General features: G+C 37.7%; 25 protein-coding genes. 7 read left to right on the top strand and 18 right to left on the bottom strand.

Annotated features, from left to right (window positions below):
* The first annotated feature begins 8 nt into the window (after positions 1–8).
* From CNQ82_RS03345 to CNQ82_RS03335, 3 genes are read left to right on the top strand one after another with little or no spacing between them, the layout of a single operon-like run.
* The gene (locus tag CNQ82_RS03345) at positions 9–245 is read left to right on the top strand and encodes a FeoA family protein (protein WP_095103423.1); all 237 of its coding nucleotides are present in this window, start codon (positions 9–11) and stop codon (positions 243–245) included.
* Positions 238–2,232, top strand: a complete 1,995-nt coding sequence (gene feoB / locus CNQ82_RS03340) for a ferrous iron transport protein B (RefSeq protein WP_123144086.1) — start codon at positions 238–240, stop codon at positions 2,230–2,232. The genes CNQ82_RS03345 and feoB overlap by 8 nt, the downstream gene beginning before the upstream one ends.
* Positions 2,233–2,246: 14 nt before the next feature.
* Positions 2,247–2,423 (top strand): FeoB-associated Cys-rich membrane protein, encoded by a 177-nt coding sequence (locus CNQ82_RS03335; RefSeq protein ID WP_095103418.1) that lies wholly within the window; start codon positions 2,247–2,249, stop codon positions 2,421–2,423.
* 313 nt (positions 2,424–2,736) lie between these two features.
* Here the strand turns inward: CNQ82_RS03335 and CNQ82_RS03330 are convergent, their stop codons facing one another.
* Together CNQ82_RS03330 and CNQ82_RS03325 are read right to left on the bottom strand one after the other, a co-directional pair.
* Positions 2,737–3,345 carry a metallophosphoesterase gene (locus CNQ82_RS03330; RefSeq protein WP_123144085.1) on the bottom strand — a complete coding sequence of 203 codons (609 nt, stop codon included), beginning with the start codon at positions 3,343–3,345 and terminating at the stop codon, positions 2,737–2,739.
* 99 nt (positions 3,346–3,444) lie between these two features.
* Positions 3,445–4,020 (bottom strand): GNAT family N-acetyltransferase, encoded by a 576-nt coding sequence (locus tag CNQ82_RS03325; protein ID WP_123144084.1) that lies wholly within the window; start codon positions 4,018–4,020, stop codon positions 3,445–3,447.
* Between the two features lie 121 nt (positions 4,021–4,141).
* Between CNQ82_RS03325 and CNQ82_RS03320 the strand changes: the two genes are divergently transcribed.
* Positions 4,142–4,321, top strand: coding sequence for a VraH family peptide resistance protein (locus CNQ82_RS03320; RefSeq protein WP_123144083.1), 180 nt, complete (start codon positions 4,142–4,144; stop codon positions 4,319–4,321).
* A gap of 327 nt (positions 4,322–4,648) precedes the next feature.
* Here CNQ82_RS03320 and xylB read toward each other — a convergent pair whose 3' ends face one another.
* The 8 genes from xylB to CNQ82_RS03280 all read right to left on the bottom strand — a co-directional run bounded on the left by xylB (position 4,649) and on the right by CNQ82_RS03280 (position 13,365).
* Complete coding sequence (gene xylB / locus CNQ82_RS03315; RefSeq protein ID WP_123144082.1) at positions 4,649–6,145, bottom strand: xylulokinase; 1,497 nt, start codon at positions 6,143–6,145, stop codon at positions 4,649–4,651.
* A 165-nt stretch (positions 6,146–6,310) separates the two neighbouring features.
* Complete coding sequence (locus tag CNQ82_RS03310; protein ID WP_123144081.1) at positions 6,311–7,540, bottom strand: NRAMP family divalent metal transporter; 1,230 nt, start codon at positions 7,538–7,540, stop codon at positions 6,311–6,313.
* 3 nt (positions 7,541–7,543) lie between these two features.
* Complete coding sequence (gene pxpA, locus CNQ82_RS03305) at positions 7,544–8,302, bottom strand: 5-oxoprolinase subunit PxpA (protein WP_123144080.1); 759 nt, start codon at positions 8,300–8,302, stop codon at positions 7,544–7,546.
* A 1-nt stretch (position 8,303) separates the two neighbouring features.
* The gene (locus CNQ82_RS03300; RefSeq protein WP_123144079.1) at positions 8,304–9,662 is read right to left on the bottom strand and encodes an acetyl-CoA carboxylase biotin carboxylase subunit; all 1,359 of its coding nucleotides are present in this window, start codon (positions 9,660–9,662) and stop codon (positions 8,304–8,306) included.
* Positions 9,663–9,679: 17 nt separating this feature from the next.
* Entirely contained in the window at positions 9,680–10,123 is a 444-nt protein-coding gene (accB, locus tag CNQ82_RS03295; protein WP_123144078.1) for an acetyl-CoA carboxylase biotin carboxyl carrier protein, read from the bottom strand.
* Positions 10,123–11,130: a 5-oxoprolinase subunit C family protein gene (locus tag CNQ82_RS03290; RefSeq protein WP_123144077.1), complete on the bottom strand. Its 1,008-nt coding sequence runs from the start codon at positions 11,128–11,130 to the stop codon at positions 10,123–10,125. Before CNQ82_RS03290 ends, accB begins: the two co-directional genes overlap by 1 nt.
* 1 nt (position 11,131) lies before the next feature.
* Positions 11,132–11,851 carry a 5-oxoprolinase subunit PxpB gene (gene pxpB / locus CNQ82_RS03285; protein ID WP_123144076.1) on the bottom strand — a complete coding sequence of 240 codons (720 nt, stop codon included), beginning with the start codon at positions 11,849–11,851 and terminating at the stop codon, positions 11,132–11,134.
* Positions 11,852–12,294: 443 nt separating this feature from the next.
* Positions 12,295–13,365 (bottom strand): PTS sugar transporter subunit IIC, encoded by a 1,071-nt coding sequence (locus tag CNQ82_RS03280; protein ID WP_123144075.1) that lies wholly within the window; start codon positions 13,363–13,365, stop codon positions 12,295–12,297.
* 393 nt (positions 13,366–13,758) lie between these two features.
* Here CNQ82_RS03280 and CNQ82_RS03275 point away from each other — a divergent pair, with 393 nt between their 5' ends.
* The gene (locus CNQ82_RS03275; RefSeq protein WP_123144074.1) at positions 13,759–15,102 is read left to right on the top strand and encodes a PepSY-associated TM helix domain-containing protein; all 1,344 of its coding nucleotides are present in this window, start codon (positions 13,759–13,761) and stop codon (positions 15,100–15,102) included.
* 55 nt (positions 15,103–15,157) lie between these two features.
* Here CNQ82_RS03275 and CNQ82_RS03270 read toward each other — a convergent pair whose 3' ends face one another.
* Both CNQ82_RS03270 and CNQ82_RS03265 read right to left on the bottom strand, forming a co-directional pair.
* Positions 15,158–15,535: an iron chaperone gene (locus CNQ82_RS03270; protein ID WP_123144073.1), complete on the bottom strand. Its 378-nt coding sequence runs from the start codon at positions 15,533–15,535 to the stop codon at positions 15,158–15,160.
* A gap of 75 nt (positions 15,536–15,610) precedes the next feature.
* A complete protein-coding gene (locus tag CNQ82_RS03265) occupies positions 15,611–16,825 on the bottom strand; it encodes a CynX/NimT family MFS transporter (RefSeq protein WP_123144072.1) in 1,215 nt (404 codons plus the stop codon).
* Positions 16,826–17,182: 357 nt separating this feature from the next.
* On the opposite strand from CNQ82_RS03265, the gene CNQ82_RS03260 reads away from it, so the two are divergent.
* Positions 17,183–18,427 carry a Zn-dependent hydrolase gene (locus CNQ82_RS03260; RefSeq protein WP_123144071.1) on the top strand — a complete coding sequence of 415 codons (1,245 nt, stop codon included), beginning with the start codon at positions 17,183–17,185 and terminating at the stop codon, positions 18,425–18,427.
* Between the two features lie 63 nt (positions 18,428–18,490).
* On the opposite strand, the gene CNQ82_RS03255 is transcribed toward CNQ82_RS03260, so the two are convergent.
* Positions 18,491–19,234, bottom strand: coding sequence for a MerR family transcriptional regulator (locus CNQ82_RS03255; RefSeq protein ID WP_164711938.1), 744 nt, complete (start codon positions 19,232–19,234; stop codon positions 18,491–18,493).
* Between the two features lie 288 nt (positions 19,235–19,522).
* Here CNQ82_RS03255 and CNQ82_RS03250 point away from each other — a divergent pair, with 288 nt between their 5' ends.
* Positions 19,523–20,458 (top strand): NAD-dependent epimerase/dehydratase family protein, encoded by a 936-nt coding sequence (locus CNQ82_RS03250; protein WP_123144069.1) that lies wholly within the window; start codon positions 19,523–19,525, stop codon positions 20,456–20,458.
* A gap of 57 nt (positions 20,459–20,515) precedes the next feature.
* Here CNQ82_RS03250 and CNQ82_RS03245 read toward each other — a convergent pair whose 3' ends face one another.
* From CNQ82_RS03245 to CNQ82_RS03225, 5 genes are all read right to left on the bottom strand, one after another.
* Entirely contained in the window at positions 20,516–21,226 is a 711-nt protein-coding gene (locus CNQ82_RS03245) for a hypothetical protein (protein ID WP_123144068.1), read from the bottom strand.
* 84 nt (positions 21,227–21,310) lie between these two features.
* Complete coding sequence (locus CNQ82_RS03240) at positions 21,311–23,095, bottom strand: purple acid phosphatase family protein (protein WP_420876464.1); 1,785 nt, start codon at positions 23,093–23,095, stop codon at positions 21,311–21,313.
* Positions 23,096–23,447: 352 nt separating this feature from the next.
* Positions 23,448–24,605 (bottom strand): N-acetylglucosamine-6-phosphate deacetylase, encoded by a 1,158-nt coding sequence (nagA, locus tag CNQ82_RS03235; RefSeq protein WP_123144067.1) that lies wholly within the window; start codon positions 24,603–24,605, stop codon positions 23,448–23,450.
* Positions 24,606–24,946: 341 nt separating this feature from the next.
* Positions 24,947–25,435: a hypothetical protein gene (locus tag CNQ82_RS03230; protein WP_123144066.1), complete on the bottom strand. Its 489-nt coding sequence runs from the start codon at positions 25,433–25,435 to the stop codon at positions 24,947–24,949.
* A gap of 231 nt (positions 25,436–25,666) precedes the next feature.
* Positions 25,667–26,548, bottom strand: a complete 882-nt coding sequence (locus CNQ82_RS03225; RefSeq protein WP_123145632.1) for an oxidoreductase — start codon at positions 26,546–26,548, stop codon at positions 25,667–25,669.
* Positions 26,549–26,554: the final 6 nt, after the last annotated feature.

The following is a 26,554-nucleotide window of genomic DNA, read 5'->3' as shown; positions in this document are numbered from 1 at the left end:
GCATTTAAATGGTTCATGCAGCTAATGCCGAAAAAGGTTTAACTTATAAAATTACGAGTATTAATTTTGAAAATACTATGCTTGCACATCGATTAAGCGCACTTGGTTTTACAATCGGAAGCAAAATTAAAGTACGTCAGAAGTTTTTTATGAAAGGTCCATGCACGTTAGAGATGGATGGTCAATGTATCGGTATCCGTCACTGTGATGCTTGCAAAATAATGTTGGAGCAAGCGGATGCATAACTCTTATTGTATTGTCGGCAATCCGAATGTCGGCAAAACAACGCTTTTCAATGCACTGACGGGTTCTTATGAATATGTAGGAAACTGGAGCGGTGTAACGGTTGAGAAGAAAGTGGGTATGTTGAAGGATAAGCAAGGCGAATTGGTCGACTTGCCGGGTATTTATGATTTATTGCCGATTTCTAAAGATGAAACGGTCGTGACAGATTATTTATTGCATAACAATTTTTCTAAAGTTGTCAATATTGTGGATGCAGTACAGTTGAAACGTAACTTGTTATTGACGACGCAATTAATGGAGTTCGGTTCTCCGATTCTCTTGTGTTTGAATATGGGAGATGTGGCTACGAAACGGGGAATCGAGATTAACCGCAATTTGTTGATGCGTCGGTTGAAGATGCCGATATTGCCGATTGTGGCGAGAAGCGGTCAAGGTATCGATAGTATATTAGAGCTCCTCAAAGACGATGATTTATCTACAGCTCAACCTTTGAAAATCCCTTATGAAGCAACAGTTGAATCTGCATTATCAGAGCTGCAGCATTACTTCAAACACCAACTTGATTTACCAACCAAACGCCATCGTTTTATCGCAGTCCAATATTTATTGGGTAATCCTGCAATTGAACAATTTATTAACGCACATAATCATCCTGAACTACATGCGATTAGAGAGCATTTAGCGACACAATTGGATATGTCTATTGTTGACAGTATGCGTCGTTCTCGTACGGAATATATTGATGATATTTTAGAAGATGTCATTACGTATCCTAATAAGAAGAAACAATATCTGACTGATCGTGTAGATAAAATATTGACTAATAAATATATAGGTATACCGATTTTCTTAGTCATTATGTGGCTGATTTTCCAAGCAACATTCTCATGGATTGGTACACCGCTATCAGATAGGTTGGATGATTTTATCGGCGGTCCTTTTACAGATTGGGTCAAACAAGCGATGGATGCGCTGGGATTATTCCCATTCTTAAAAGACTTGATTACGGACGGTATTATTGCCGGAGTCGGCGCTGTCTTAGTATTCGTGCCGCAAATTATGATTTTATTCTTCTTCATCTCTGTATTGGAAGATTCAGGTTATATGGCACGTATTGCGTTGATCATGGATAAGATTATGGAAGGTTTAGGCTTAAACGGTAAATCTTTCATTCCTATGATTATTGGCTTTGGCTGTAATGTACCAGGTGTCATGGCGACGAGAAGTATTGAACAAGAGAAAGAGCGTTTAACTACCATTTTAATCACACCGTTTATGTCTTGTTCCGCTCGTCTTCCGGTCTACGCACTATTTGCGGGTGTCTTTTTTAAAGAAAATCAAGCCCTTGTAGTACTCAGTTTGTACGTTATCGGTATAGTAGTGGCCTTGACCGTCAGCTTTGTCATGACGAAGACGATTTTGAAAAAGGAAAACTCTGTCTTTGTAATCGAATTGCCGCCTTACCGTTTACCATCAGCTAAAACGTTGTGGCGCAGCACTTGGGAAAAAGCAAAAGGCTTTGTGAAAAAAGCCGGTACCTTTATCTTCGGCGGTTCAGTCGTCATTTGGATGTTAAATTACGCAGGACCGACTGGGTTCGGGGTTAATGTCGATCACAGTTTCTTACAAATTATCGGAGCTTGTATTACACCATTATTAGTGCCGCTTGGTTTCGGTACATGGCAAGCCGGTGCAACTTTAATTCCTGGCTTCTTAGCAAAAGAAGTCGTGGTAAGTGCCATGGCCATTATTTATGCGACTGATAGTCATGGACTGACAAGAATGATATCTACACACTTTACACCAGCATCTGCATACGCATTTATGTTATTCATCTTGTTGTATATTCCATGCTTGTCCACTGTGGCAGCCATTCGTAAAGAAACCGTATCTTGGAAATGGACAATTATCGCAACACTTTATCCTGTTGTAATTGCCTATGTTCTAACATTTATTGTCTATCAAGGCAGTCAACTTTTTGGTTAAGGAGGAACAGTACAATGACAATTTTAATTAACGCTGTCATTATTTTATTAATCTTCGGCTATGCCGCTTATACTTTAGTCCGCTTCTTCAAAAAGTCTAAGCAAGGTAAATGTGCAGCATGCGATATCAACAAAGGTTGCGGACATGCAATGCCTAAAGAAATGAAAAAACATCAGAAACATGCGTCTTAATATAATAGTTGGGAGCGCGCGGGGCCGAAATGTTATATCGTTCTTTCGCGCTGGTAAAGCTAACTTGTACTGTTCAGGTAGCTACTGCCAACGTTGGGAAGAAGAGTTGGGACTTCTATGGAGGTCTCAACTCTTTTTCTTTACGTAATTAGAGGAAATTTTATATTTTTATGGGTTAGTGAGGGGTAGATTGGATGAAGTGTCGCGGCTCGCTCCTCCCGCCTATATAGTTCAGGGATTTTTCTTATTAAAATATCCTGATAAATTTTTGAAGACCTTGAAGCTGCTAATTACAGCATTCAAGGTCTTTCATCTATCCGAAACTATACTCATGTACTTTTTTCAACTGCTCTACTTCAATAGAACAAACTTGCTGATGTGTTAAATCGACTAAAGACAAGCGCTCACCGTGACCAGCACCTGTATCAATGTCGATAGTATGGCCTTTGATGTAAATCCTATTCTTCTTCGCACCATAGCGACGTGTCGGCACATGGCCATGCACGACCCATCTGCCTTTTATTTTTCGTGACAACGCAACATCTGATTCAAATCCAGTGACTTCAGACAATTTTTGTTTCGATAATGATTTGGAAGGATTCACGCCGGCATGAACAAATAGATAGTCATCGATTTTCGCAATGCTATCAAACTCTTGTAGCACAGAACGCCACTTGCGTTTCCGCTTCTCCTTCGATTTCATCCACCGTACGTCATGATTGCCTAATAATACAATTGCCCCTTCGCTATGTAATTTCTTAACCATTTTCAACGTCCCAGTCGAATCCGGACCGTTATTCACATAATCTCCTAAGAGCACTAATTGATCTTTTTTCGGATTATAATCTACATATTTTAAGAGTTTGGCCAAGGCTGCTCCATGACCATGAATATCTGATGAAACAAGTATTCTCCCTTTCATGATGTTGAACTTGACCTCCTGCCTTTCTCGAATCATTACTTATTTATAGTATACATAATTTTCAGTCTTATGTTTTTAAATTTTTTGTAAAAAATAACATTACATATTAACCGGAAGCATATTATTCAGCGTTTTAGCGTATACAAGGTGATCTGTCCATTCTCCGTTTTCAAAAATAAATTTTTCACGCGTACATTCATACTGAAATCCTGCTTTTTCCAATAATTTCGCAGAAGCCATATTTCCAATATTCACATGTGCTTCAATACGATGGTACTTCAATCGTTTATCCGCAATCTTCAACATGGCTGTCAATGCTTCAAACGCATATCCCTGGCGCCAGAATTGATTATGAATCGTGTAACCGCACTCTGCCCACTGAAAGTGACTGCGAGACAAGGTCACGATATCTAAATTCCCTAAATGCATACCATCCGCTTTGCGAAAAATACCAAATATGTAAATCTTGTCTTCTTTAATAAACTGATGATGCTTGTCTACGAGTTGTTTATACCAATTTTCAGTACAAATCGACATATCTAATCTACCTTCATCATAAGAAGATTGTGAGTCGAAACGCCCGCAAAAACCTGTCAGCCATGCTTGGTAATCCGAGTGCTGAAGAGGTCTTATCACTAACCGTTCTGTTTCCTCACTCAAATATTCGAACTTCATTGAACTCACCTACTTAATTATTTAGGGTTGTATATAGTTGATTATATCTAATTTCTCTAATTCATGATATATTATAGATGAATACTAATCACAAATAAATTAATTGCTAGGAGGTAATATTATGTCATTTAAAGAGTATGTTGGAGATATGGTCGAAACAATCAAGCACATGCGATTTGGTTCTAAGAATGGTTTAATCATGATTGGTTCAGTTATTGTACTTAGCGCAATTACAACACCTATCATCGGTATTCCTGTCGGTGCATGGATTGGCTACTATTTAGAAAAAAACGGCAACTAATCACATGAAATAAACGCCCGAAATAAGCTGAGACATCTCAATGGATGTCTCAGTTTTTTTATATATGGCGTTGGATAGAAATGCTTTAGAGGAGTTGCGATATTGGACATGTTACCGCCCATCTTGGCCAATATATTCATTTATTGGACACGTTACTCGCAATCTTGGCCAATATATCCGTTTATTGGACACGTTCACTCGAATCTTGGCCAATATATCCGTTTTTTGGACACGTTGCCCACCATCTTGGCCAATATACCGCAATATCCTACAGACTCATCAATTCGCAACATTCAACCAACTCACTACCCAACAACACTCGCGCTCTTACTTTTTCTGCAACTCTAATAAGTTCTTAGTCAATCGTCTTGTCGCATTATAAACTTGTTGATAAATTTGGAAGTAATCTTCGTAAGCTTTATGACGTTTTAAATCTGGCTTGAATGTCGTTGTATAATGAATAAATTGTTTCGCACAATCCGTTAAACTTGGATACCAGCCTAAACCATATGCCGCCAACATAGCTGCGCCCATACTCGGACCTTCTTCATGTTTCAATTTATAAATTTCCGCATTAAATACATCTGCTTGTAATTGCAACCAGAAATCGCTTTTCGCTCCTCCACCAGTAGAGACAATTTTCGTGACATTTTTTCCGACACTGCGCAAGTAAATCAATGAATCATACAATGAATAAGTGATGCCTTCCACTACTGCACGTGCAAAGTCGCCGCGTATGTTCGAGCCGCTGATACCGATAAAGCTGCCACGAATCGAAGCATCTCCATGTGGTGTGCGCTCTCCCGCTAAATAAGGCGTGAAGATCAGACCATGAGCACCAATGCCCGCTTCTCGCGCTTCATCCAACAACTGTTCAAAGCTTTCATCCGCATAAAACTCACGTTTGAACCAACTCAAACTATATCCTGCACTCAATGTCACGCCCATCAAATAATTGACATCCGGCACTGCGTGATTCATCAAATGAATCTTATGACCGTATCCTTCAGCGCCGCCTACAGGTTCACAAATCAGCAACACACCCGAAGTCCCAATACTGCAAATCGAATCATTCGGATTAATAACGCCAGAACCTAAAGCGCCACATGCATTATCAGCACCACCAGCAAAGACTGGAACGTCTGTCCCTAAACAGAGTTCAGCTGCCAACAAAGCATTAAATGTGCCTGCCTTATTATGCGATTGAAGTACATCAGGATAAATATCAGGAATTCCAAATTCCTCACCTAACGCCTTATCCCATGCTTTGGCCTGCGGATTCCATAACATCGTCGCAGCCGCATCAGAGAACTCTGTATAGATTTCGCCAGTCAAACAATAGCGGAAATAATCTTTCGGCAACATAAACGCTGCTGCTTTCCCCCACAATTCAGGCTCATTCTCTTTCACCCATAACAACTTAGTCAACGTAAATCCTTCCACCACCGGATTCCCAAGTACTTGGTCGCCATGTTGCTCTTTAATCAGCTCACATTGTGGAGTCGTCCGCGTATCATTCCACAAAATAGCACGTCTTAACGGTCTTCCCGCTTCATCCACCAACACTAATCCGTGCATCTGTCCAGAGAACGAAACTCCCTTGATAACCACCTCTGCCATTTGCGGTTGGCTTAATAAATGCTTCAAACCACGCTGCATTGCGGCATTCCACTCATCAGGATCTTGTTCCGAATAACCAGGATAATCTTGGTAAAGCGGCAACGGCTCACTTTGTACGCCCAAGAACTCCTCCTCTCTAGACACCGCCAATAATTTAATCGCACTCGTACCTAAGTCAATACCAATAACTGCTTCGTTTACCATAGTTGTCACCTTTCCTTCTAAGCGCTTACATCACTATTATTATAACGTTTATCAACTTCAATATACATCCAATATCTTTATTCTTTTTTAAAAAGAAAACCTTGAAAAGCAATAAAAAAATAAGACACGGACTAGGCTGCCCGCGCCTTATATTTTTCACTTTGATTATGAACTCCAAAGTTCAGCTAAACCTTGGAATGAGAAGATTCCTGTGATAATGGTTACCACAACCGCCACGATACCGAAGACTAACATCCAAGTCGGGTGTTTATAATCTCCGACAATCGATTTCTTCTTACTCGCTACTAATATCGTACCTAAAGTAATAGGTAAGATAAGTCCGTTCAATGCACCAGCAATAATCAATAATTTGATTGGTTTACCGATGAATAAGAAGACTAATGTTGAAATAACGATGAAAGTAATAACGATTAAGTTGCTGCGTTTCATCAATGATTTACTCAATGTTTTCAAGAATGTAGCACTTGTATAAGCAGAACCGATTACAGAAGATAATGCAGCTGCAAATAATACTACACCGAAAATATTTTTACCGATAGGTCCTAAAGCATGTTCGAATACAGATGCTGGCGGATTCTCAGGATCTAAAGCTACTCCTGTTACTACTACGCCTAATACAGCTAAGAATAATAGACCACGCATGACTCCAGTAGTTAAGATACCAGAAATCGCTGATTGGTTAACAAACGGCAAATATTCTTTACCTTTGATACCAGAGTCTAAAATTCTGTGTGCACCTGCGAAAGTAATATAACCACCTACTGTACCTCCGACCAGTGTGATGATCGGCAATACTAATGCTGCAGGATGTTCCGGTAAGACCATTCTATGTGCTGCCTCTAAATATGGAGGATTTGAAACCACCATGACATAAGCAACAATCAGAATCATGAGTACCCCTAAAACCATTGTGACGATATCCATAACTTTTTGACCGCTCTTACTTACGAATACACCAATGGCTAGAACAGCTGTAATCGCTGCACCCCATTTGACGTCAATTCCGAAAATGGCATTTAAACCTAGTCCAGCACCGGCAATATTACCGATGTTGAAGGCTAATCCGCCTATTGCAATCAAGATAGAGATGAATGTACCTAATCCTTTTACCATTTCATTCGCAATTTCTTGTCCACGAAGACCTGTTACTACCAAGACACGCCAGATATTAATCTGTGCCCCGATATCAATAATAATTGAAAGCAAAATCGCAAAAGCGAAGCTCGCTGCAAATTGTGCTGTAAATACAGCAGTTTGTGTTAAGAATGCCGGCCCGATTGCTGATGTTGCCATCAAGAAAACTGATCCGAGTAACAGGCGTTTATGCTCCTTTGTGAACTCGAAATCCGTCTTTGTTTGTTTGTTTTCTCCCATATATTAACCCCCTAGTTTCGTAATCGAAATACCTTCTTTCGTTAGTCTTTCTCGAATTTTCGATACGAATTCTAATGCATGTGCACCATCGCCATGCACGCAGATTGTATCTGCTTGAATATCTATTTCAGTACCTTCTTTCGCTGTCACTTTGTTGTCTTTAACCATCTTAATCACTTGTTCAATTGCTGCATCTGTGTCTGTGATGACCGCGTCATTCTCTTTACGGCTGACTAATTGGCCATTTGCTTCATAGCGTCTATCAGCAAACACTTCAGACGCTGTCTTCAAGCCGATTGCTTCAGCTTCTGAAATCAACAAAGTGTTAGATAGTCCGACTAAGATAAGCGATGGATCCACGTCATATACTGCTTGCGCGATAGCGTGTGCAATATCTTTGTCACGTGCACCCATGTTGTATAACGCACCATGTGGTTTCACATGGTTGATTTTCACATCATGGATTTGGCAAAAGGCTTGCAGTGCACCAATTTGATAAGCCACTAATGTATAAATTTCATCTGGTGCCATATCAATATTGCGACGTCCAAAGCCTTGTAAATCATGGAATCCAGGATGTGCGCCAATACCGACACCATGCTCTTTCGCTAATTTCACTGTTTCATTCATGACATTTTCATCACCTGCATGGAAACCGCAAGCAACATTCGCTGAAGTAATCAACGGAATGATTTGATGATCTCCTCCGAATGAATAGTTACCAAATGCTTCACCTAAATCACAGTTTAAATCTATTTGCATATTATGATGCCCCCTTAATAATATGGTGACGATCTAAGAACTTGATATCTACATCACTTGCATCACCTTCTGCATAAGCAGGATATGATAATACAGCATATAAGAAATCCGCTGTTGTTGAGAAACCTTCAATCACCATTTCATCTAAAGTAGATTTTAATTTTTCAATTGCAAGTCTACGGTCGCTTGCTTTGACAATTACTTTGGCAACTAATGAATCGTAGAATGGTGATACGACATAGTTTGGATAAAGTAATGAGTCTACACGTACATTAAAGCCTTGAGGCAAATGCAATGCTTTGACCTTACCTGGTGAAGGTTGGAATTTACGTTCTGGATTTTCAGCATTAATACGTGCTTCAATAACATGACCAGTAAAATGAATGTCCTCTTGCGTATATGGAAGTTCATCATATTTCATTAAGTATAATTGCGACTTAACTAAGTCACGGTCTGCACGCATTTCTGTAACAGTATGTTCAACTTGGATACGCGCATTCATTTCAATGAAATAATAAGCATCTTCAGTAACCAAGAACTCGATTGTACCAGCACTGCGGTAATTTGAAGCCTTTGCAACTTTAACCGCATCATCGCAGATAGCTTGGCGTCTTTCGTCAGATAAAGCTGCACAAGGTGATTCTTCAATTAATTTTTGGTTTTTACGTTGTACTGAACAATCACGTTCTCCTAAATGTACATAATTCTCTTTACCGTCGCCTATAACTTGTACTTCAACGTGTTTGGCAACTGGAATAAATGCTTCTACATAAATACGGTCATCGTTAAAGTATTTTTTACCTTCACTTTGTGCTTCTTTGAAAGATTTTTCTAAGTCTTTCTTTTCTTTAACGATACGTATACCTTTACCGCCGCCACCGCTTGCTGCTTTCAATACAACTGGATAACCGATATCTTTAGCAATTTCTTCAATTTCTTCAACAGAGTTGACTGCGCCAGTTGAACCTGGAATGATTGGTACACCTGCGTTATGAACAGTTTGGCGTGCTGTAATTTTGTCACCCATCATTTCCATTGTACGTCTTGTAGGTCCAATGAAATAAATATCATTTTCTTCTACTTTTTGCGCAAAAGTAGGGCTTTCTGATAAGAAGCCGTATCCTGGGTGAATGGCATTTGCACCTGAAATTTCAGCCGCCGCAATAATGCGTTCAATATTTAAATAGCTGTCTAAAGGATTAGCTTCTCCGATACAGATCGCTTCGTCTGCTAAACTGACATGCAGACTTTTTTCATCTCCCTTCGCGTATACAGCAACCGTACCAACGCCTGATTCGCGGCAAGCACGGATGATACGTACAGCGATTTCTCCTCTGTTTGCAATTAAACAACGATACATGATAATTTCACACCCCTTTATTTAACTTCAATCAACGCTTGATCATACTCGACATTCGTACCATGGTCGACTAAAATCGCTGTCACTTCTCCATCTACATCACTTGTTACTTCATTCATGACTTTCATCGCTTCGATAAAGCCAACCACGTCGCCTTTGCTGACTTTGTCGCCAACTTTAAATAATGGTTCAGTTAAATCTTTTGCGTCTTGCAAGAAGAAAGTACCTACCATTGGTGCATTGATTGTATTACCTGCCGGCGCTTCATCAGATGCTGATGCTGCATTATTTTCAGGTGTCGCACTTGAAGTCGCTTGTGTTTGAATTTGTGCAGCAGGTTGTGTTTGTTGTGGAGTTGAAAAATCTAATTCAATTTCACGTTCTTCGTCTTTATATTTAAACTTATTTACTTCGTTCTCTTTTACTAAATTAATTAAATCTTTGATTTCTTCTAACTTCATTATTTATCCCCCTCTAATAATTCGCAAATACGATTCGCCGTAATTCTTAATTCCCGTAAATCAAATAATGGTTCTCTTTCGACATTATTCAATATCTCTTCGAAACCATCGTTGTATTCTTCTAAGTCTTTAATTGCGTCTTCAATTGAAACCCATTCAAAATTAATTTTTTCTCCAGGTTTCTTTTGCGCAAGTACGCTTAAATCTAATTGTGTAACCGTCGCGATTTTCGTATAACCGCCGACAGTTTGTTTATCATTCATCAGAATAATCGGATTACCATCATTTGGTACTTGAATGCTTCCTAAAGCCACAGGTTCTGAAATGATATCTGCGCTTTCTTCAGGCGGAATCGATGGTCCTTTCAAACGAAAGCCCATACGATCTGATTGTTCTGAAATCTCAAACGGCTCAGAAACTAAGCTTTCATGATTTTCATCAGAAAAGCTATCATATTGAGGACCTTCTACAATACGAATTGTATCTGTATCCTCATGAATCAAATCTAAATCGCTAGAGAAGCCTACGTGTTTACGATATGCTTCATTCAACTTCTGATGGACAAAGTCGCCTTTCTTCAGCGCTCTGCCTTCATGTCCGCCCATCTTTGTGCGTGTATGTGTAGAATAACTGCCTGCAACTTCCGGCACATCTAATGGATGCCCAAAGAATACGTACCCGCGTGCGCCTTTAACAGCTGCGTTCATCACAAGTTCATCGCCTTTGTACACTTGAACTACAGTTTGATGCGGTACAGGACGGCCGTTTAATTCAGCTTTGAATTCTGCGCCAGTTATTACGATAGTGTCGTCTTCTAAAAATGTAAGTGAAGGTCCAATGATAGTCGCTTCAATAGCCGGGCCTTTATTTCCGATTAGGGATTGGCCTAAGCGGAAACTATAAATATCTAAAGCGCCTGCTCCTGAAAACCCATCCTTTTGATGACCGATACGTCCTTCATCTTGAATTGTAGAAAATAGTCCTGGTTTGTTTATTCTGATACTCATCTTAACGATTCACCCATCTTTCTAAATCAAAATCCGGTTCATGCTTTTCTGTCATAATTTCCTCGAATTCAGCTTCACTGATTTCATAGAATTGAATATTATCACCAGCAGCATATAACGTCATCGGTTCACGATTTAAGTCGAAGACATCTAATGGCGTTCGACCGATAATTTGCCAACCGCCTGGTGAATCTTGCGGATATAAGCCTGTTTGATTATTCGCAATGCCGACAGACCCAGCATCAATGCGAACTCTCGGTTCATCTCTTCTTGGGGTATACAGACGCTCATCTAATCCTCCAAGATAAGGGAAACCAGGCATAAATCCTAGCATATAAATTAAATAAGTAGGTTCTGTATGTAATTTTATGACTTCATCAGTAGATAACTGATTGTGTTCGGCTACTGCTTTAAGGTCCGGTCCGTATTCTCCCCCGTATACGACTGGAATATAAACAATTTTAGAACTCTCTGATACTTCAATGTCTGCTAAATCTAAGTTGTCTAAATTCAATGTATCAATCAGTTCTTGTGCATTAATCTTTGTTTGATCAAAATGAATCATCACCGCTCTGTATGATGGCACAACTTCTGTGATCGCTTCAATTGCTTGTTGTTCTAAATACTTCACAATCTGTTGTACTTTTTTAAATGTTTCCGGATCAATTTGCGGCTCGAATTTAATCATAATAGATTGCTCATTTATGATTTGATAATCCATCTCATAGCCCCCTTTGTTTAAAATTACGTTGTTTGGTTTAAAGTTGGTTTTCAGTATATACAGAAAAATCCAGCAATCCCTATTATAACATTTTTAGTCACTTCATTACGATTAAGATGAATATATACGAGGCAGAAATAATATTAAATATAATTTAATTTATCATCCTGCCATAGCTGATTTTTATTTTTTTATTCTTTAGCTTTCAATCGTGTCATTATTCTGATAATTCATCATGAAAGCCTTTCCATTCGTATTGTTATACTATAATACAACTTTAGCAGAAGTAAAAGACTTTTTTTGTACAAATTTTACACCTCTCTTCTTATTTAAGAGTTCTTTTTCTTTGAGGTACTCTTTACGTATTCTCTACTCTCGTAAGTTTTCTTTTTCACTAAAAAAGAGAGCAAGCGTTAGTCTAGTCTACTTGCCCACTCTCTGGTCTATCCTAAGAAATTATAGATATCTTTTTTGTAGATTTTAAGTACGCGCATGTAGATGAATTGCGTAACAAATGCAACAATAAAGGGTACGACGAAGAAAGCAATGGCTACAAGGATAATTTTCATGATGAAGTTATCGCCTTCCAAGAATCTAAATGCGTTGATGGGTCCAACCAATCCAATAATACCGAATCCAGCAGATTCTTTTGTTCCCCCTATTCCAATAAAGCTTGCAATGAAACCAGAAATGGCAGCTGTGGTAGTAATTGGTAATAACATAATTGGATAACGTACCATGTTCGGCAACATCATTTTCACACCGCCTAAAAAGATAGTAAGCGGTACACCCAGTCTATTAACTCCCCATGTACCAAATACTAAAACTGCTTCAGCTGAAGTAATACCAATAGATGCTGAACCTGCTGCAAGACCACTGATACCAATAGCCATTGAAGTAGCAACTGTGGAAATTGGTGAAATAATGATAATGCTATAAACAAGTGAAATCAATATACACATTAAAACAGGCTGCATCTCTGTAAATGTATTAATCATTTGACCAATACCTGTGGTCACAAGTTTAACGTAAGGCAAAGTATGTAGTGTAACAAATCCTGTAAATACTGCTACGAAAGTCGGTAAAATAATTAAATTCAAACTACCGAAACGTTCGCCGATAAGTAAAATAAGTAGTGAAGCTAGCGCCGCTGCAAGCATGGTATTAATCAAATCGCCGATGCCTGTAATAACCCAAGTTCCATCTTTAAATACGGCTGCCCCACTGCCTATAAACGAAGAGCCTGCCACTACTGAAATACCTAAAGGAGAGAAATTAAACCGATGTGCAACTAGTGCACCTACTAATAACGGTACTCCAAACTGGATAGAGGTTGTAATTAATAACAACTCTCCAAAAATCGGGTAGTGTGGTTTTAAAGCTTTCAAAATCTCACCTAAAATTGCGTTGGGAATCAATCCAGCAATAATCGCAATCGCCACCCCATTCAATACATTAAATAAAAATGTCTTAGGTGTTACTTTAGTTCCTGGTTTAGTAAGTGTATTCGACATAAAAATTTCGCCTCCTATGTTGTAATATAAATTTTGATCGAAGTTATTTTTGTAATATTCTGATAATAGATTGGATTCTCTACAAAGTCAATATCAAATTCGAGTTTAATAATCGGAAAAGTGCAATATTCGCTTTTAAAAGAAAAAGAATAATAAAAAGTTGAGATAATATCTGGTGTTTCGCACTCTCTGTTCTAAATTCTAAAAAATATTTACAGAAAATCTTTCAATACAAAATGGTTTAATTCCCGAATTGTCACACTACCGCCATAAAATTTTCAAAATATGACAAATAAATGTACTTTTATTTATCTATGAATCTGTAATAATAAAATGTAGTCTTTTTACAAATCGTAATGATTCCTATATAAATAGATAAAGAGGTAATACTTAATGAAAAATACATTTAATCCGCTTCAGAGACTTCACTTCTATGCGGCCATCTTTATAACACCATTGTTGATTACATTAACGCTATCCGGAATCGCATATCTCTTCTTCCCAGAAGTGGAGAATCATTTTTATAAACATGAATTCTATGGACATAGCGAGCATCACCAGCAGCAATCTTTAAATGATGCGATTAAGCAAATTGAGAAAGAACACCCCGGATATATGATTAATAAAGTCAGTATGATGCAAGCCCCATATAATAACCGTATTACAATCGGTGATATGGAAGGCAATTCATACTATATCTTCTTAGACAACCACAATCAGATTGTAGCTCAGCAAAATGCTAAGTATACGTATTCTAATATGACACGGAGTATACATAGTTCACTGTCAACGGAAAATACAGTAATTAATTACTTAGTAGAACTCACAGCATGTTGGACGGTCTTCATGATACTTTCCGGTATTTATATGATGTTCCGCAAACATTTATTAACTCAAAACAGTCGTAACTTACGTTTACAGAAATGGCATTCAATCGTCGGTATCATTATTGCCATCCCGATGTTGATTCTAGTGTTTACAGGATTGCCTTGGTCAGGATTTATGGGAGATAAGATTAATAAAATTGCAACTACGTACCCAGCTTTAGAGCAAACACAGATTGCAGCCAACCCTCCTAAATCTGAAGCGAATGAAATTCCTTGGGCTATGAAAAAGAAACAAGCACCCGAATCGAGTGGCGGCGGTCATCATGGCGGTATGGCTATGCCGATGACACACACACCGGGTCAATTATCTTTAGATAAAGTCGTGTCAGATGCTCAAAAAGAAGGATTGAAACGCCCTTATGCTATTGTGTCTCCAACTAGTGCAGATGGTTCGTTCACCTTATCGCGAGCAAGTAACAGCGGTGTGACTGGTTTTGACGTCTCACCTTATAAAGAAACAACAATGTATATGGATCAATATACAGGTAAGAAATTAGGACAAGTCAATTATCAAGATTACGGTATTTTAGCTAAATGGTTGACTTGGGGCATTCCGCTTCATGAAGGTCATTTATTCGGCATCGCCAACAAAATTATTAACCTATTAGTATGTTTAGCCTTCTTAGGCGGTATCATTTTAGGTTTCTTATCTTGGTTCAAACGCTTAGGCCGCATGAAAACACCGCAACCATTACCAAGACGTATTAAAAAACCGATGTCTATCGGCTTGATTATCACACTCGTTATTTTGGGTATTTTAATGCCGTTATTTGGTTTCTCACTCATTATTGTCTTTATCATAGAAGCGTTGCTTTATTGGAAAGATAGACGCAAAGCGAAATTAAATTAAAATTGAAAAGGCTGGCGCAGCTCTCCTTAGAGGTATGCTGTGTCAGCCTTTATCATTATTTATAGTTTCTCCAAAATGTAGTCGTCTCTGCTTTCTCTTGCAAATTAAATTCAATCATATCTTTCAATAAGTGATAATCTACTTCATCCGTCCATTTAATTCGAAATAAATTTTCTGTATAAGTATAGCCGTCTGCTTCAAACCGTTGGATAAAAGGCTTCATTCCTGCTGTTTCAGGATTCACTGAAATATGCGCTTTCGCTTTACTGAAGCCAATGATATAAGTGTTGTGATGTGTGTACATCGGCTGATTCCACTTGACGACTTTTTCTAACTCAGGAAATGTTTCGTCTACCCAAGTAAATATCGCTTCCATCTTCTTTCGATGTTCTGGTTGTTCAATGGTATTTAAATAATCCTTAAAATATCCCACTTCTTTCACCCCTTCACTTTCTTGATTCTAGTATAACGGAATAATTTTAATTAAAAATTATTTCTGTCTCGCTCCCTATGCTAATTCATCTTCTACTTCACCATGTGAAGAAGCTAATCCAAAGATATAGAATAAGATTCCCATGATGATAAGCGCTATAATTCCTGAAACCCATCCTCCTGTAAGATCATGTAAAAGACCGACAAAGAATGGACCGATTGCTGCTACAAAATAACCAACAGATTGACCGAATCCAGATAAAGCAATACTGCCGTCACTGGTTCTTGCGCGGATTGAGAAGAAGGTCATACATAAACTAAATCCAGACCCCATTCCGAAACCTGCTAAAATCATACCTATAATTAAGAGAGTAAATGATTGTGTAAAGAAAAGTGCAAATCCAATAATAAAGAGTGCTAAAACTATGGTAATAAGTAATTTCTGGTTCTTCATTTTAGAAGCCAGAATCGGGAAAAGGAATGTCATCGGTACTTGAGAGAATTGGTTCAACATCAATAAGTAACCCGCACTAGATTGGTTTAATCCACGATCTACTAAAATTGAAGGTACCCATGCTACAAAGGTATAAAAAATCATGGATTGGAAGCCCATCATCAAAGCAATCGACCAAGCTAGTTTAGAGCGTGACACATGAAATCTCTTGCGATCTTTATGCTCTACTTCTTCAAGCATTTTCTTCTCAGCTTTAGAACCACTTTTCATTTGAGGCAACCATAAAATCGCAGCAATCATTCCGAAAATAATCCAAAAAGAGAGCGATAAACGATAACCGCTTATTTCTGATAAAGGAAAACTTAATCCGCCGCCTAAACCTGCAGTGAAATTCATCGTACCGCTATATAAGCCAGTCATAATTCCAACTTGCATAGGGAATTTCCATTTAACGTAACTCGGTAGAACAACATTATTTAAAGCAATACCTACCCCTAATAATAGAGTTCCTATAATAAAAAAGTTGAACCCGCCTAAAATCCTTACAATTAAAGCTAATAAGATAATGATTATCGCCATAAAAACAGTACGAGACATAGTGAGCTTGGCAGTGATTTTCGAAACTAGTGGAGAAATAATCCCGAAGATGATAAGCGGGATGGTCGTAAGAATACCAGCTACACTATTTGTAATGTGAAGTGCATCTTTAATTTGGTCGATGACTGGACCTACTGCAGTTAAAGGCGCACGTAAAGTCGAGGCCACTAACACAATGGCTATGACTAGGACCCAACTATCTTTGATGCGTCCCGTTTGATACGGAGTATTCGATGACATTTAAACGCTTCCTTCCTTTTTAAAATAATAGTCCAAAAAAGTTGAGAGGCATGCAAACTGGGTTACCCAGCTTACAGCCTCTACTTAATATTAATTCAATTTTAAGATGACCCTAGCATTATTTCAAGACAGTTCTTCAAGAATTTCAATAATCTTCAGTATATTTCAAAGGATTGTATTTTTATTGTGGTAAAATATAAGTAAACAATCATTATTTATCAAGGCGCTGAGACATAAATTGACAGTCTCAGCTTGTTTTATTAATCGGCTTTGCCAGAGCGGGATGTTGAAATAATTTCAATTCATTATTATTTCTGTTCTGCTCTCATTATTTTTTTAAGAAAGAGGTTGAAGATAATGAACATAGATACAGTCATGCATCATTTAAATACGTTTAACAACTATGGTTACGATGAAGAAACAGGCGGCATCAACCGTATTGCATTTCGTCATGCAGAGCGACTCGCTGCTTTGAAATTTTCTATGCTTTGTCAAGAAGCATGTCTAGAAGTACACTTTGATTACTTTGGAAACGTAATTGCGCGTCGCAAAGGGAAGGATAATACGCTACCGCCAGTGATGCTCGGTTCACATATCGATACGGTAAAAGATGGCGGCCGTTATGATGGATTGCTAGGAGTAGTGGGTGCCCTGCAAGTTATTCAGCATTTGAATGAACATCAAATCGAAACAGATCATCCTATTGAAATAGTGGCATTTACGTGTGAAGAATCTGCTCGCTTTAATAAATCCACGCTCGGCAGTAAATATATTATCGGAGACCTTTCAGCTGAAGATATGAAGCAGCTTACTGATGATAGAGGGAAGACACTTTTCCATTTAGTAGATACTTTAAAACAGAGCATGCCGTCAGACAATGATTTTTATCATAAAGGTGACTTAAAAGCATATCTTGAATTACACATCGAACAAGGTCCTATTTTGCAAAACAAACACAAAGATATTGGCATCGTCACCCATATCGCTGCACCTCATCGTTATAAATTGAAATTAACGGGTGAGACGAGCCATTCTGGTTCAACACCAATGCCAATGCGTAAAGATGCTTTGACGGCCGCTTCTGAAATTGCTTTGCAAGTAGAATCTATTGCTCAAGCCCATCACCAAGAAGGTATCGTGGCCACAGTAGGATATGTGCAGCCTTTCCCTAATATGATGAATGCGATTCCTGGCGAAGTAAAAATGTTGATAGACGTACGCGGCAAAGAAGCAGAATCTCGTGAACAAGTCGCTTCTGAAATTGAACAAGCGATTAAAACGATTACAGAACGTCGTGGTATTGAAGCGGATTTAGAAGACTTAGGCGCTGATACACCAGTAAGTCTTAATCCACAAATCGCCAATATTACAGAAGAGGTTTGTGAAGCACTTGATTATTCTTATCGTCTCATGTTCAGCGGTGCAGGTCATGATGCTATGAATATGGCGCTTATCTGCCCTACTAGTATGATTTTTATTCCATGTAAGGATGGTATCAGTCATTCACCGAAAGAATCTGTAGAAGTTTCTGAAATTGAAAAAGGTATTCAAACTTTAATTGGTACTACAATTGAATTAGCTAAAAAAGATGTCGCTGTATAATTATAAAGAGGCGGGATGACGAAATGATATTAATTAAGATTATTTCGTCGCCCCGCCTTTAAATTATGCTTGCTCTTGCTTTATTGCATTCATCTTTTCTTTGTCCGATACTTCTACACAATAATGTGTCTCACCGCAATTCGGACATTTAAACTTGCGCGTTTTAAAGGTATGATTTGCTAACATTACTTGCATGAAAGAAGGTTTAAAAGTGTATTGGCAATTCGGACACACATAACTCACATTTTTATAATAATACCAACTTACTCCAGCAGCATAAGTTATTAAAAAAGGTGCTGCAATACCCACTGGTTTCCAATCGTGTTTTAGTATTGAAGTTGCTATACTGCCATATTGGAAAATACCTACAATACCTGCCGAAATCATAATATTACGTCTGAGTTGTTTCATCTCAATCATCCCCTCTGATATCTCATCAAATTTGAGGACATTAGAAAGTGGTTCTTCACTATTTTGACTGATGACGTCATTTAAATTTTGAATTTGTTTGAGCTTTGCTTGCTGCTTAGTCAATTGTTTTTCCAATTCTTCTTCTTTCTGCTTTAATAAGAATTTTAAAGTTTTAATTGAATCTATTTCGTCTAATAATGTTTTGATTTCTTTTAATGAACAGTCCATTTCTTTCAAAAAATTAATCATTTCTAATTTTGTTTTGGCTGCTTCACTGAAATATCTCCGCTTATTTTCAACTCTATCAGGTTTCAACAAGCCTTTTTGATCATAATATTGCACTGTACGTACAGAAACATTGCAGATTTTAGCGAGTTCACCTGTGGTATAAATCATTTTCATTTCACCTCACTTATATTCAAATTCGCTTATTCTAATTGAACCACTTTCCACCTCAATTTCAAATTACTATATGACGTCGCGTCGCGAGCAAGCTTATTTTCGACTATTTTTTACTTTTTAAGACTCCCCGCAGTCTAGTTTTTTAAAATTTCACTTTATTACTTTCTTAACATTCTCTTTAGCAAAATATGCTTAATATATCTTTTATAAATATCACTATAATGCTAAACTTTATGCATATACATATTTTTCAGATAATCATTACAAGGGAAGGTTGTTCAAATGAAAGTATTAATTACAGGTGGTTCAGGATTTATTGGTTCACATATTGCTGAGCGATTTCACAATGAAGGCAACGAAGTATTTGTCGTAGATAATTTATCTACTGGAAAAAGAGAAAATATCCCATTCATCGATGATGCACATTTTTATCAAGAAAATGTACAAAATCATGAATTACTAACTGATTTAGTTAAAACACATCAATTCGAATACATCTTTCACTTGGCTGCAATGGTCAGTGTTGTAGAAACTGTTGAAAAACCCGTTGAATCAAATGGTGACAATATCGACTCTACAATTCATTTATTAGAAGCAACTCGTCAATATAATACTAATTTGAAAAAATTCTTCTTTGCGTCTTCTGCAGCTATTTATGGTGATTTACCAGACTTGCCGAAGTCGGTAGAAGGTTCAAATGTCAACCCGCTATCACCTTACGCCGTACAAAAATTTGCGGGTGAACAATATACTAAAATTTATCATACGCTTTATGGTTTGCCGACTGTCGCATTGCGTTTCTTTAATGTATACGGTCCGCGTCAAAATCCAGAATCAGATTATTCAGGCGTTCTATCAATTATTAATCAAAAATTCTTGAATAAAGCTCCTTTCACCTTCTTCGGTGATGGAAAGCAAACACGTGATTTCATTTACATCAATGATTTAATGCAAGCGATTTGGATTGCTATTGAAGATGATTCTACAAATGGCAAAGTATTTAACGCCGGCACAGGAAAGCAAACTGATTTAATTACTGTCTTTAATGCATTCTCAGATTATTTCGGTTATGAAATTCCTTATTCCTTTGCAGATGCACGTGCAGGAGATATCAAACATTCCTACTCAGATGTGTCTCCATTAAAAGAGTTAGGATTCCGTCCAGAATACGACATCATGAAAGGTATCGCAGCTTATTTAAAATATAACGAGAAATAATATGATATTAAAAATACCCAAGTCCGCATCATAGGACTTGGGTTTTTATTTCGTCATCTATTTAGATTGATTACTATACTCTTTGATAAGGCGTTGCATTTCTTGGTTTGCAGAGGAATTGTCACTGATTTTAAATGAATGATCCGGTTTTAAGTTTGGGTCTTTATCATTATGATCTTTAGGTGCAAAACCGGAAGACAATTTAACCTTTTCTTCAGGTTGGAAGGTATACTCATACACCTTTCCATCATCGGCAAATAAATATTTAGTTACAGGTTGGTTTAAATCTGCTACATTTTGGTAGCTTTCAATATTCGTTAAATCCTTTGCTTTCGTATCAAAACCTGTAGTATGATCTTTAGCTTTATACATCACTACACCAACAAGATTATGTCTGTCGAAAGCCTTTGGTCCTGGTGAGCCTTGATTACTGACTTGCAGTTCACCTTTAGGCGTCATTGCGTACCAATCTCCGCTCGAAATTTCTCCGGCCCCGAAGTAACGATTTGAAACTGCCAATCCTTGTTGCTTCCCATATTTATCGGCCCAATCCAGCACTTCTTTTTTCATCTTTTCATGCGCTTTATCAGATAGCTTTGCTTTATCGATTTTTATTTCTGTTACCTTATTATTTGAGGCTTGCTTAGAATCATGTTGTGTCGTCTGCGCTTTTGCGTCACTCGTTTTCTTGTCAGACTGCCCGCTGCATCCCGTTAAAATCAAGCTTAACCTTGCGACTGCTGCTGAATATGTTAAAAACCGCTTCATCATCATTGCCTCCTATGTATTAAAGCCAAGGGATAGGAACCTTAATTGATTTCAGTCCCGCTCCCTCAACTTCATTGCAACCTCTTACTTATTATTTTTATTATCGTCTTTTGAAATTCCGAATTGGTCGATCAATTTAACTGATCTTGGTTCACCTTTACTAATATCTCCGTGTAATTGATAGATTTTCACAATCAATTTATTACCTTTCACTTCATATACTGAGAAGTTTTGGTCTGAAGAATCACGGTCATTAGAGTGGCTGTCATTAAATGCTGCTGTTTTTTGCGGTTGTTCACCTACAGCAAATAAATTATTGTATTCTTGACGTTGTTTTTCTGTTAACCATTTTAAATCCGGTTGGATTTTCTTAATATGATCTAATGAGCGGCTGTAAATATCATCATACGCTTTAGTACCGCCTGTATTTGGCAATACATATACGGAACCTTTCGGGTTATCATAATATTTCACGCCATCTTTGCCAGTCACTTGTTTGGCATCTTCAATCTTCGCGTTGACGAAACTATTATTTGTAGATGTATGTTGCAATACTTTCGTACGTGCTAATACATGATCATGTCCTTGTAATACTAAATCTACATCTAAATCGTCAATTTCTTTCGTTAATTCTTTACGGACTTTCATAATATCTTCGTCAGTTAGGGCATGGTAAGATTTTGAGTACATCGGTTTATGCAAGTTCAAGATTACCCATTTAGAGCCATTTTTACGGGCTTGTTTGATGTCATTTTTAATCCATTCCATTTGTTCTTTACCGATTGCTTTTCCTTCTGGATTGTCTTTCACTTTTTTATTATCATTCGTATTCGCTACAACCATATGTGCATTATTGTAATCGAATGAATAATATGACCCGCCATTAACTGCATTATTCGCTTTAGGTACATTGACATGACGATTAAAACGATCTAATAACTTTTTATCGTCTTCTTTAAATGGATATTCGTCATGGTTACCTGCTGCTGCAGCAATTGGTAAGGACATGAATGATGGACGGGATTGATTGTAAATATCGTTCCACTCATCTTCAGTTTGTGAATTTTCTACAAAGTCACCTGTGTGCAAAGCAAAGTCAGGGTTACCCGCTGTTTTAATTGCTTCAGCAATCGTATTCGCACCAAATTGCGCTTCGTTTCTTACATGCTCATTCCAATAAGCATTTTGTGTATCTGTATATTGTACAAATTTGAATGGATCGTTTGCACTGCCACCTGTTTTGAATTGTCCAACTTGGCTTTGCTGACCATTCTTGCTTCCTACTTTGTAATAATAGTGTGTATTAGGTTTCAAATCTTTTGCTTGAGCTTTATACACATATTCTTTTTCATTTTTCAAAGAAGCTTTACCATGCTGGTCACCACTTGTCCATTCCGGACCACTTACATTGGCATCTGTATAGTACCCATTAATTTTTTCTTTGCCGTCTGCCCCTTTAACAGGTTCTCCGTCATCATTCTTCTCTACATCCGCAAAGATAAAGTGTCCCGATTTATCTCTTTCTATGTATTGAGAATCCACTTGTTTTGCTTCTGCTGCAAATGTCTTAGCATCTTTCATATCTTTGGAAGTTGAAACCCAAACTTGAGGCTGTTCAGCTTTATCAGTTGTGTACCAGTTGAAGCCCATTTCTTTTTGTGGATTTCCGTTGAAATTCGTAATAATTCTATTAGGTGAATTCTTTTTAGGAATCGGTGCCACTTCAGGTTTTTGTTTCATTAACTTGATGCCATCTTGATTCGTTGTTTGTTGTGCTTGTTGTGTTTGCTGTGGTGTCGCTTGAGCACCGCCGCTTGCTTCTGCATTATTAGCTGTCCCAGTTGCTAATAACAGCATTAAACTTGCCATACTTCCTGCTACAATTTTAGTCATCTTGATATTCTTCAATGCCCTACCTCCGAAATAGAATTTTTTAAAGGAAGTACTTTAACCTCTCTGAAAAAAGAACCCCTGGTAAAGGCTTCACAAGTGTGGTTGACTCCCTTTCACTTTGAATTGTAGCAACCAAGTTTTAAGAAATTATTAATTTAATGTTAGGACTGTGAGAATTATTAATACAAGCTATATAAATCCAAAGTAATTATATTCTCTGTTTTAAACAACCTAATTAAATATTATTGTATTATTTAGCATAGCAAAATAATACAAAGCGAGAGTAGGACAAAGTATGCTTTTCGTCCTACTCTCGCTTCGAATTTTCTTATTCAAATGTATGAATCATACCATTTTTAATAGTCGTAGCTACTTGAATATCATCATCCACGATTACTAAATCAGCATCCTTGCCCACTTTAATACTACCTTTTTTATTATCAATACCTAAAGCTATCGCCTGATTGAAACTAGTAGTACGCCATACCCCTTCTAAAGGTGCTCCTGTAAATTCCATTAAATTACGCACTCCGTCGTTCATTTTTAAAATACTGCCAGCAAGTGCACCAGATGCCAAACGTGCTTCTGAACCTTTTACGATGACATTTTGACCGCCTAAATCATAATTACCATCGGGCATTCCCTTGGCACGCATAGCATCAGTAATTAAGTAGAAATGTTGATTGCCTTTCATTTTAAATGCTGTTTTAACTGCAGCAGGATGAGAATGGACACCATCCACAATGGCTTCAGCATTAATATGATCATTAGTCCAAACTGCGCCAAATACACCTGGTGAGCGATGTTCGAAGGGTGTTCCTGCATTATATAAATGCGTCGCGTGTTTCGCACCATGCGCTACCGCTTCATTTACCTCATCGTAAGTGGCTACTGTATGACCAATCGAAAAGATAATATAATCGCTCAGCGCTTTTAGCGTATCCTCCGCACCTTCTACTTCCGGTGCAAATGTAATTATTTTAATATTTCCTTGAGCTGTGCCTTGAAAATGTTGAATAGCCTCTACAGAAGGGCGTTGTACATATTTAGGATTTTGAGCACCTACTTTATGTTCTGAAATAAAGGGCCCTTCTAAATGCACGCCTGCCACTTCAGCCGCATTCTCCGTATCTTGAAATTGAATATACTCCACAATATTTTCTAAAGCACGGTCAATATTCTCAACTGATTGTGTCATTGTAGTTGCTAAGTAAGATGTTGTTCCTTCAGATAACAAAGATTCTGAGAGATGCTTTAAACCCTCAAATGACGCGTCCATCGCATCCTCGCCATAACCACCATGAATATGAATATCAATAAAACCTGGTAAAATATTTTTTCCTTCAGCATCGATAACTTGCAAGTCACCTGTATATTCCCCTGCACCGACTTCCGCAATTTTTCCATCCGCAACTCTGATGTAACCTTGATCCATTACTTTATCTTCTGTATAGATTCGGCCGTTCGCCACTACATATTCTGTCATATTTTAACCTCTTTTGCGTAATGTGTATTCAATCGTATTTTAACATATATTTTAGCGAGACTATTTGAAAGCAAACTTGGTAATTTTAATAAAAAGTGGGGAGGATAGCAGAGGAGGACGCCTTGGCTCTGAACTGTATAAGCTGCAGGCGCGAGCCTACACAGTTACTGTAATTTATCCATCAAATTCCTATTACCCAATCGTAAAATATAAAATTTTATCTGACCACTTGCAAACAGGAGCTGAGACATTCCACAACGTCCCAACCCCTGCTTGTATTAATTACATTTTTTTATATTTAAATCGTTATTCCTTCAACTGCAATTGCCTATGTTTGCTTTTTACATTAAGAAATGTTGGCATACATTAATAATAGCTATTGTAGCAGTCACTATAGTAGCAAATATACCTAATTTCCATTTTAAGTCTTTCTTTAATTCATCAAATTTATTGTCTATTTTTGAATCCAATTTCTCTATTTTGGAATCCAATTTTTCTATTTTTCCGTCCATCTTTTTTTCTAATCTTTCTATTGTTTGCGCCATACTTTCAAACTGTAAGCGAGTTTCAAGTTTAAAATCATTAATTATCTCGTATAAACGTTGATGTTCTTTATCATTCACTTCTTTTAAATCATCAATTTTTTTATGGAGAATTTGGTGATCTTTTTCATTTTCCTTTTGAAAACTATCGATTCTTTCACTCAAAAGACGATAATTCGTATCCTTATTTTCTTCTAAATGTGTCATTCTCAATTCTAAATGGTCTAATCTGGTAATAATTGCTGAATTTTGCGTGCTGTTTTGATGATTATTTTGTTGTGCACTCATGTTGTTTCCTTCTTTCTTAAGATGTTGTGTGAAGTGCCTATGTTAATTCACTATGAAGGCATCACGCAATTGATATTCAATTTTAAAATAAAGTTACGCTCTAGCTTGTTCATAGGTTATTAACCACCTTTCATCATTCTTGAATTCTCACAATTATTTTATCTTTTACAATCAAGTTTAATTAATAATATTATACAGAATCAGTAGAGAAATTGCGAGTAAAATATCACTTTACTTGTAACTTAATTTGCCATTCTCAGCAGCAGCTAAAATACTGTAAACCGTTTCTAAATAAGGGGTATAGAGCCCTAATTCTTGACCTTTACGATATATGAAACCTTGAATGGCATCGACCTCTAAAGGCGCACCGCTGGTAATATCATAGTACATGCTTGTACCCATCTCATCTGGATAGCCGGCATAAATCTTCATGATATCTTCAACGATAGTTTCAGGTAGCGTGATGCCTGCTGCTTCTGCTATTCTTTGCCCTTCTTCTAACAAGTTGCGGCACAAATTACGAATTTCTGGCACTCTTAAAATCGCAGCGGTCTGTCTTCCTACAGCTGTGACCGAATTAATCCCCAGATTCACTAACAACTTGTACCAGATTTCAACCTCAATATCATTTTTCAATTGCAACTCTAGGCGCGTTTCAGCTAAGTGTTGCGCCAGTTCGCTGGTAAATTCGTCTTCTTGCACTTGCAAAATGCGGTCTCTGAAATGAATCACGCCATCTTCTGTCTTCTGCCCACTGATGTAAACCACAGCTTGATAGACATGCGGATGGTCAATTTTTTCAAGTTGCCCGTGCCCATTCTGAGCCAAAATGATAAGCGTATCGTCATCAATCACATGTGCCATTTGTTCTATCACATGATCCAATTGATGTGTTTTGACCGCAATAAACAAGACATCTAATGTATCGTCGAAATGCGCCAATGTTTGTGTTTGCAGCTCACTTTGTTCTCCTGTATCTCTTTGGCGGTAGGGTACTCTCCAGGCTTTCTTTCCAAAAAGATGAACTTGGTCTGTGTCTAGGCTGCGCAAGAGTTCGTAAGCAATGGTGGTGCCGACTGCTCCGGGGCCGATAATTCCGTATTGTAGTGTCACTTGAAT

It is taken from the genome of Staphylococcus debuckii (assembly GCF_003718735.1).
Taxonomy (GTDB): Bacteria; Bacillota; Bacilli; order Staphylococcales; family Staphylococcaceae; genus Staphylococcus; species Staphylococcus debuckii.
The sequence above is the reverse complement of the archived record's forward strand: the minus strand, read 5'-3'. Positions and strand labels throughout refer to the sequence as shown.

Coding starts and splice junctions, on each gene's coding strand:
- CNQ82_RS03250 (WP_123144069.1), top strand. CDS start 19,523: ATGAAAGTATTAATTACAGGTGGTTCAGGATTTATTGGTTCACATATT.
- CNQ82_RS03230 (WP_123144066.1), bottom strand. CDS start 25,435: ATGAGTGCACAACAAAATAATCATCAAAACAGCACGCAAAATTCAGCA.
- CNQ82_RS03265 (WP_123144072.1), bottom strand. CDS start 16,825: ATGTCATCGAATACTCCGTATCAAACGGGACGCATCAAAGATAGTTGG.
- CNQ82_RS03320 (WP_123144083.1), top strand. CDS start 4,142: ATGTCATTTAAAGAGTATGTTGGAGATATGGTCGAAACAATCAAGCAC.
- CNQ82_RS03300 (WP_123144079.1), bottom strand. CDS start 9,662: ATGTATCGTTGTTTAATTGCAAACAGAGGAGAAATCGCTGTACGTATC.
- CNQ82_RS03255 (WP_164711938.1), bottom strand. CDS start 19,234: ATGATTTATACCACAGGTGAACTCGCTAAAATCTGCAATGTTTCTGTA.
- CNQ82_RS03325 (WP_123144084.1), bottom strand. CDS start 4,020: ATGAAGTTCGAATATTTGAGTGAGGAAACAGAACGGTTAGTGATAAGA.
- CNQ82_RS03330 (WP_123144085.1), bottom strand. CDS start 3,345: ATGAAAGGGAGAATACTTGTTTCATCAGATATTCATGGTCATGGAGCA.
- CNQ82_RS03280 (WP_123144075.1), bottom strand. CDS start 13,365: ATGTCGAATACACTTACTAAACCAGGAACTAAAGTAACACCTAAGACA.
- pxpB (WP_123144076.1), bottom strand. CDS start 11,851: ATGGATTATCAAATCATAAATGAGCAATCTATTATGATTAAATTCGAG.
- accB (WP_123144078.1), bottom strand. CDS start 10,123: ATGAAGTTAGAAGAAATCAAAGATTTAATTAATTTAGTAAAAGAGAAC.
- CNQ82_RS03260 (WP_123144071.1), top strand. CDS start 17,183: ATGAACATAGATACAGTCATGCATCATTTAAATACGTTTAACAACTAT.
- CNQ82_RS03245 (WP_123144068.1), bottom strand. CDS start 21,226: ATGAAGCGGTTTTTAACATATTCAGCAGCAGTCGCAAGGTTAAGCTTG.
- CNQ82_RS03275 (WP_123144074.1), top strand. CDS start 13,759: ATGAAAAATACATTTAATCCGCTTCAGAGACTTCACTTCTATGCGGCC.
- xylB (WP_123144082.1), bottom strand. CDS start 6,145: ATGGTAAACGAAGCAGTTATTGGTATTGACTTAGGTACGAGTGCGATT.
- CNQ82_RS03310 (WP_123144081.1), bottom strand. CDS start 7,540: ATGGGAGAAAACAAACAAACAAAGACGGATTTCGAGTTCACAAAGGAG.
- nagA (WP_123144067.1), bottom strand. CDS start 24,605: ATGACAGAATATGTAGTGGCGAACGGCCGAATCTATACAGAAGATAAA.
- CNQ82_RS03290 (WP_123144077.1), bottom strand. CDS start 11,130: ATGAGTATCAGAATAAACAAACCAGGACTATTTTCTACAATTCAAGAT.
- CNQ82_RS03240 (WP_420876464.1), bottom strand. CDS start 23,095: ATGGCAAGTTTAATGCTGTTATTAGCAACTGGGACAGCTAATAATGCA.
- pxpA (WP_123144080.1), bottom strand. CDS start 8,302: ATGCAAATAGATTTAAACTGTGATTTAGGTGAAGCATTTGGTAACTAT.
- feoB (WP_123144086.1), top strand. CDS start 238: ATGCATAACTCTTATTGTATTGTCGGCAATCCGAATGTCGGCAAAACA.
- CNQ82_RS03335 (WP_095103418.1), top strand. CDS start 2,247: ATGACAATTTTAATTAACGCTGTCATTATTTTATTAATCTTCGGCTAT.
- CNQ82_RS03345 (WP_095103423.1), top strand. CDS start 9: ATGGTTCATGCAGCTAATGCCGAAAAAGGTTTAACTTATAAAATTACG.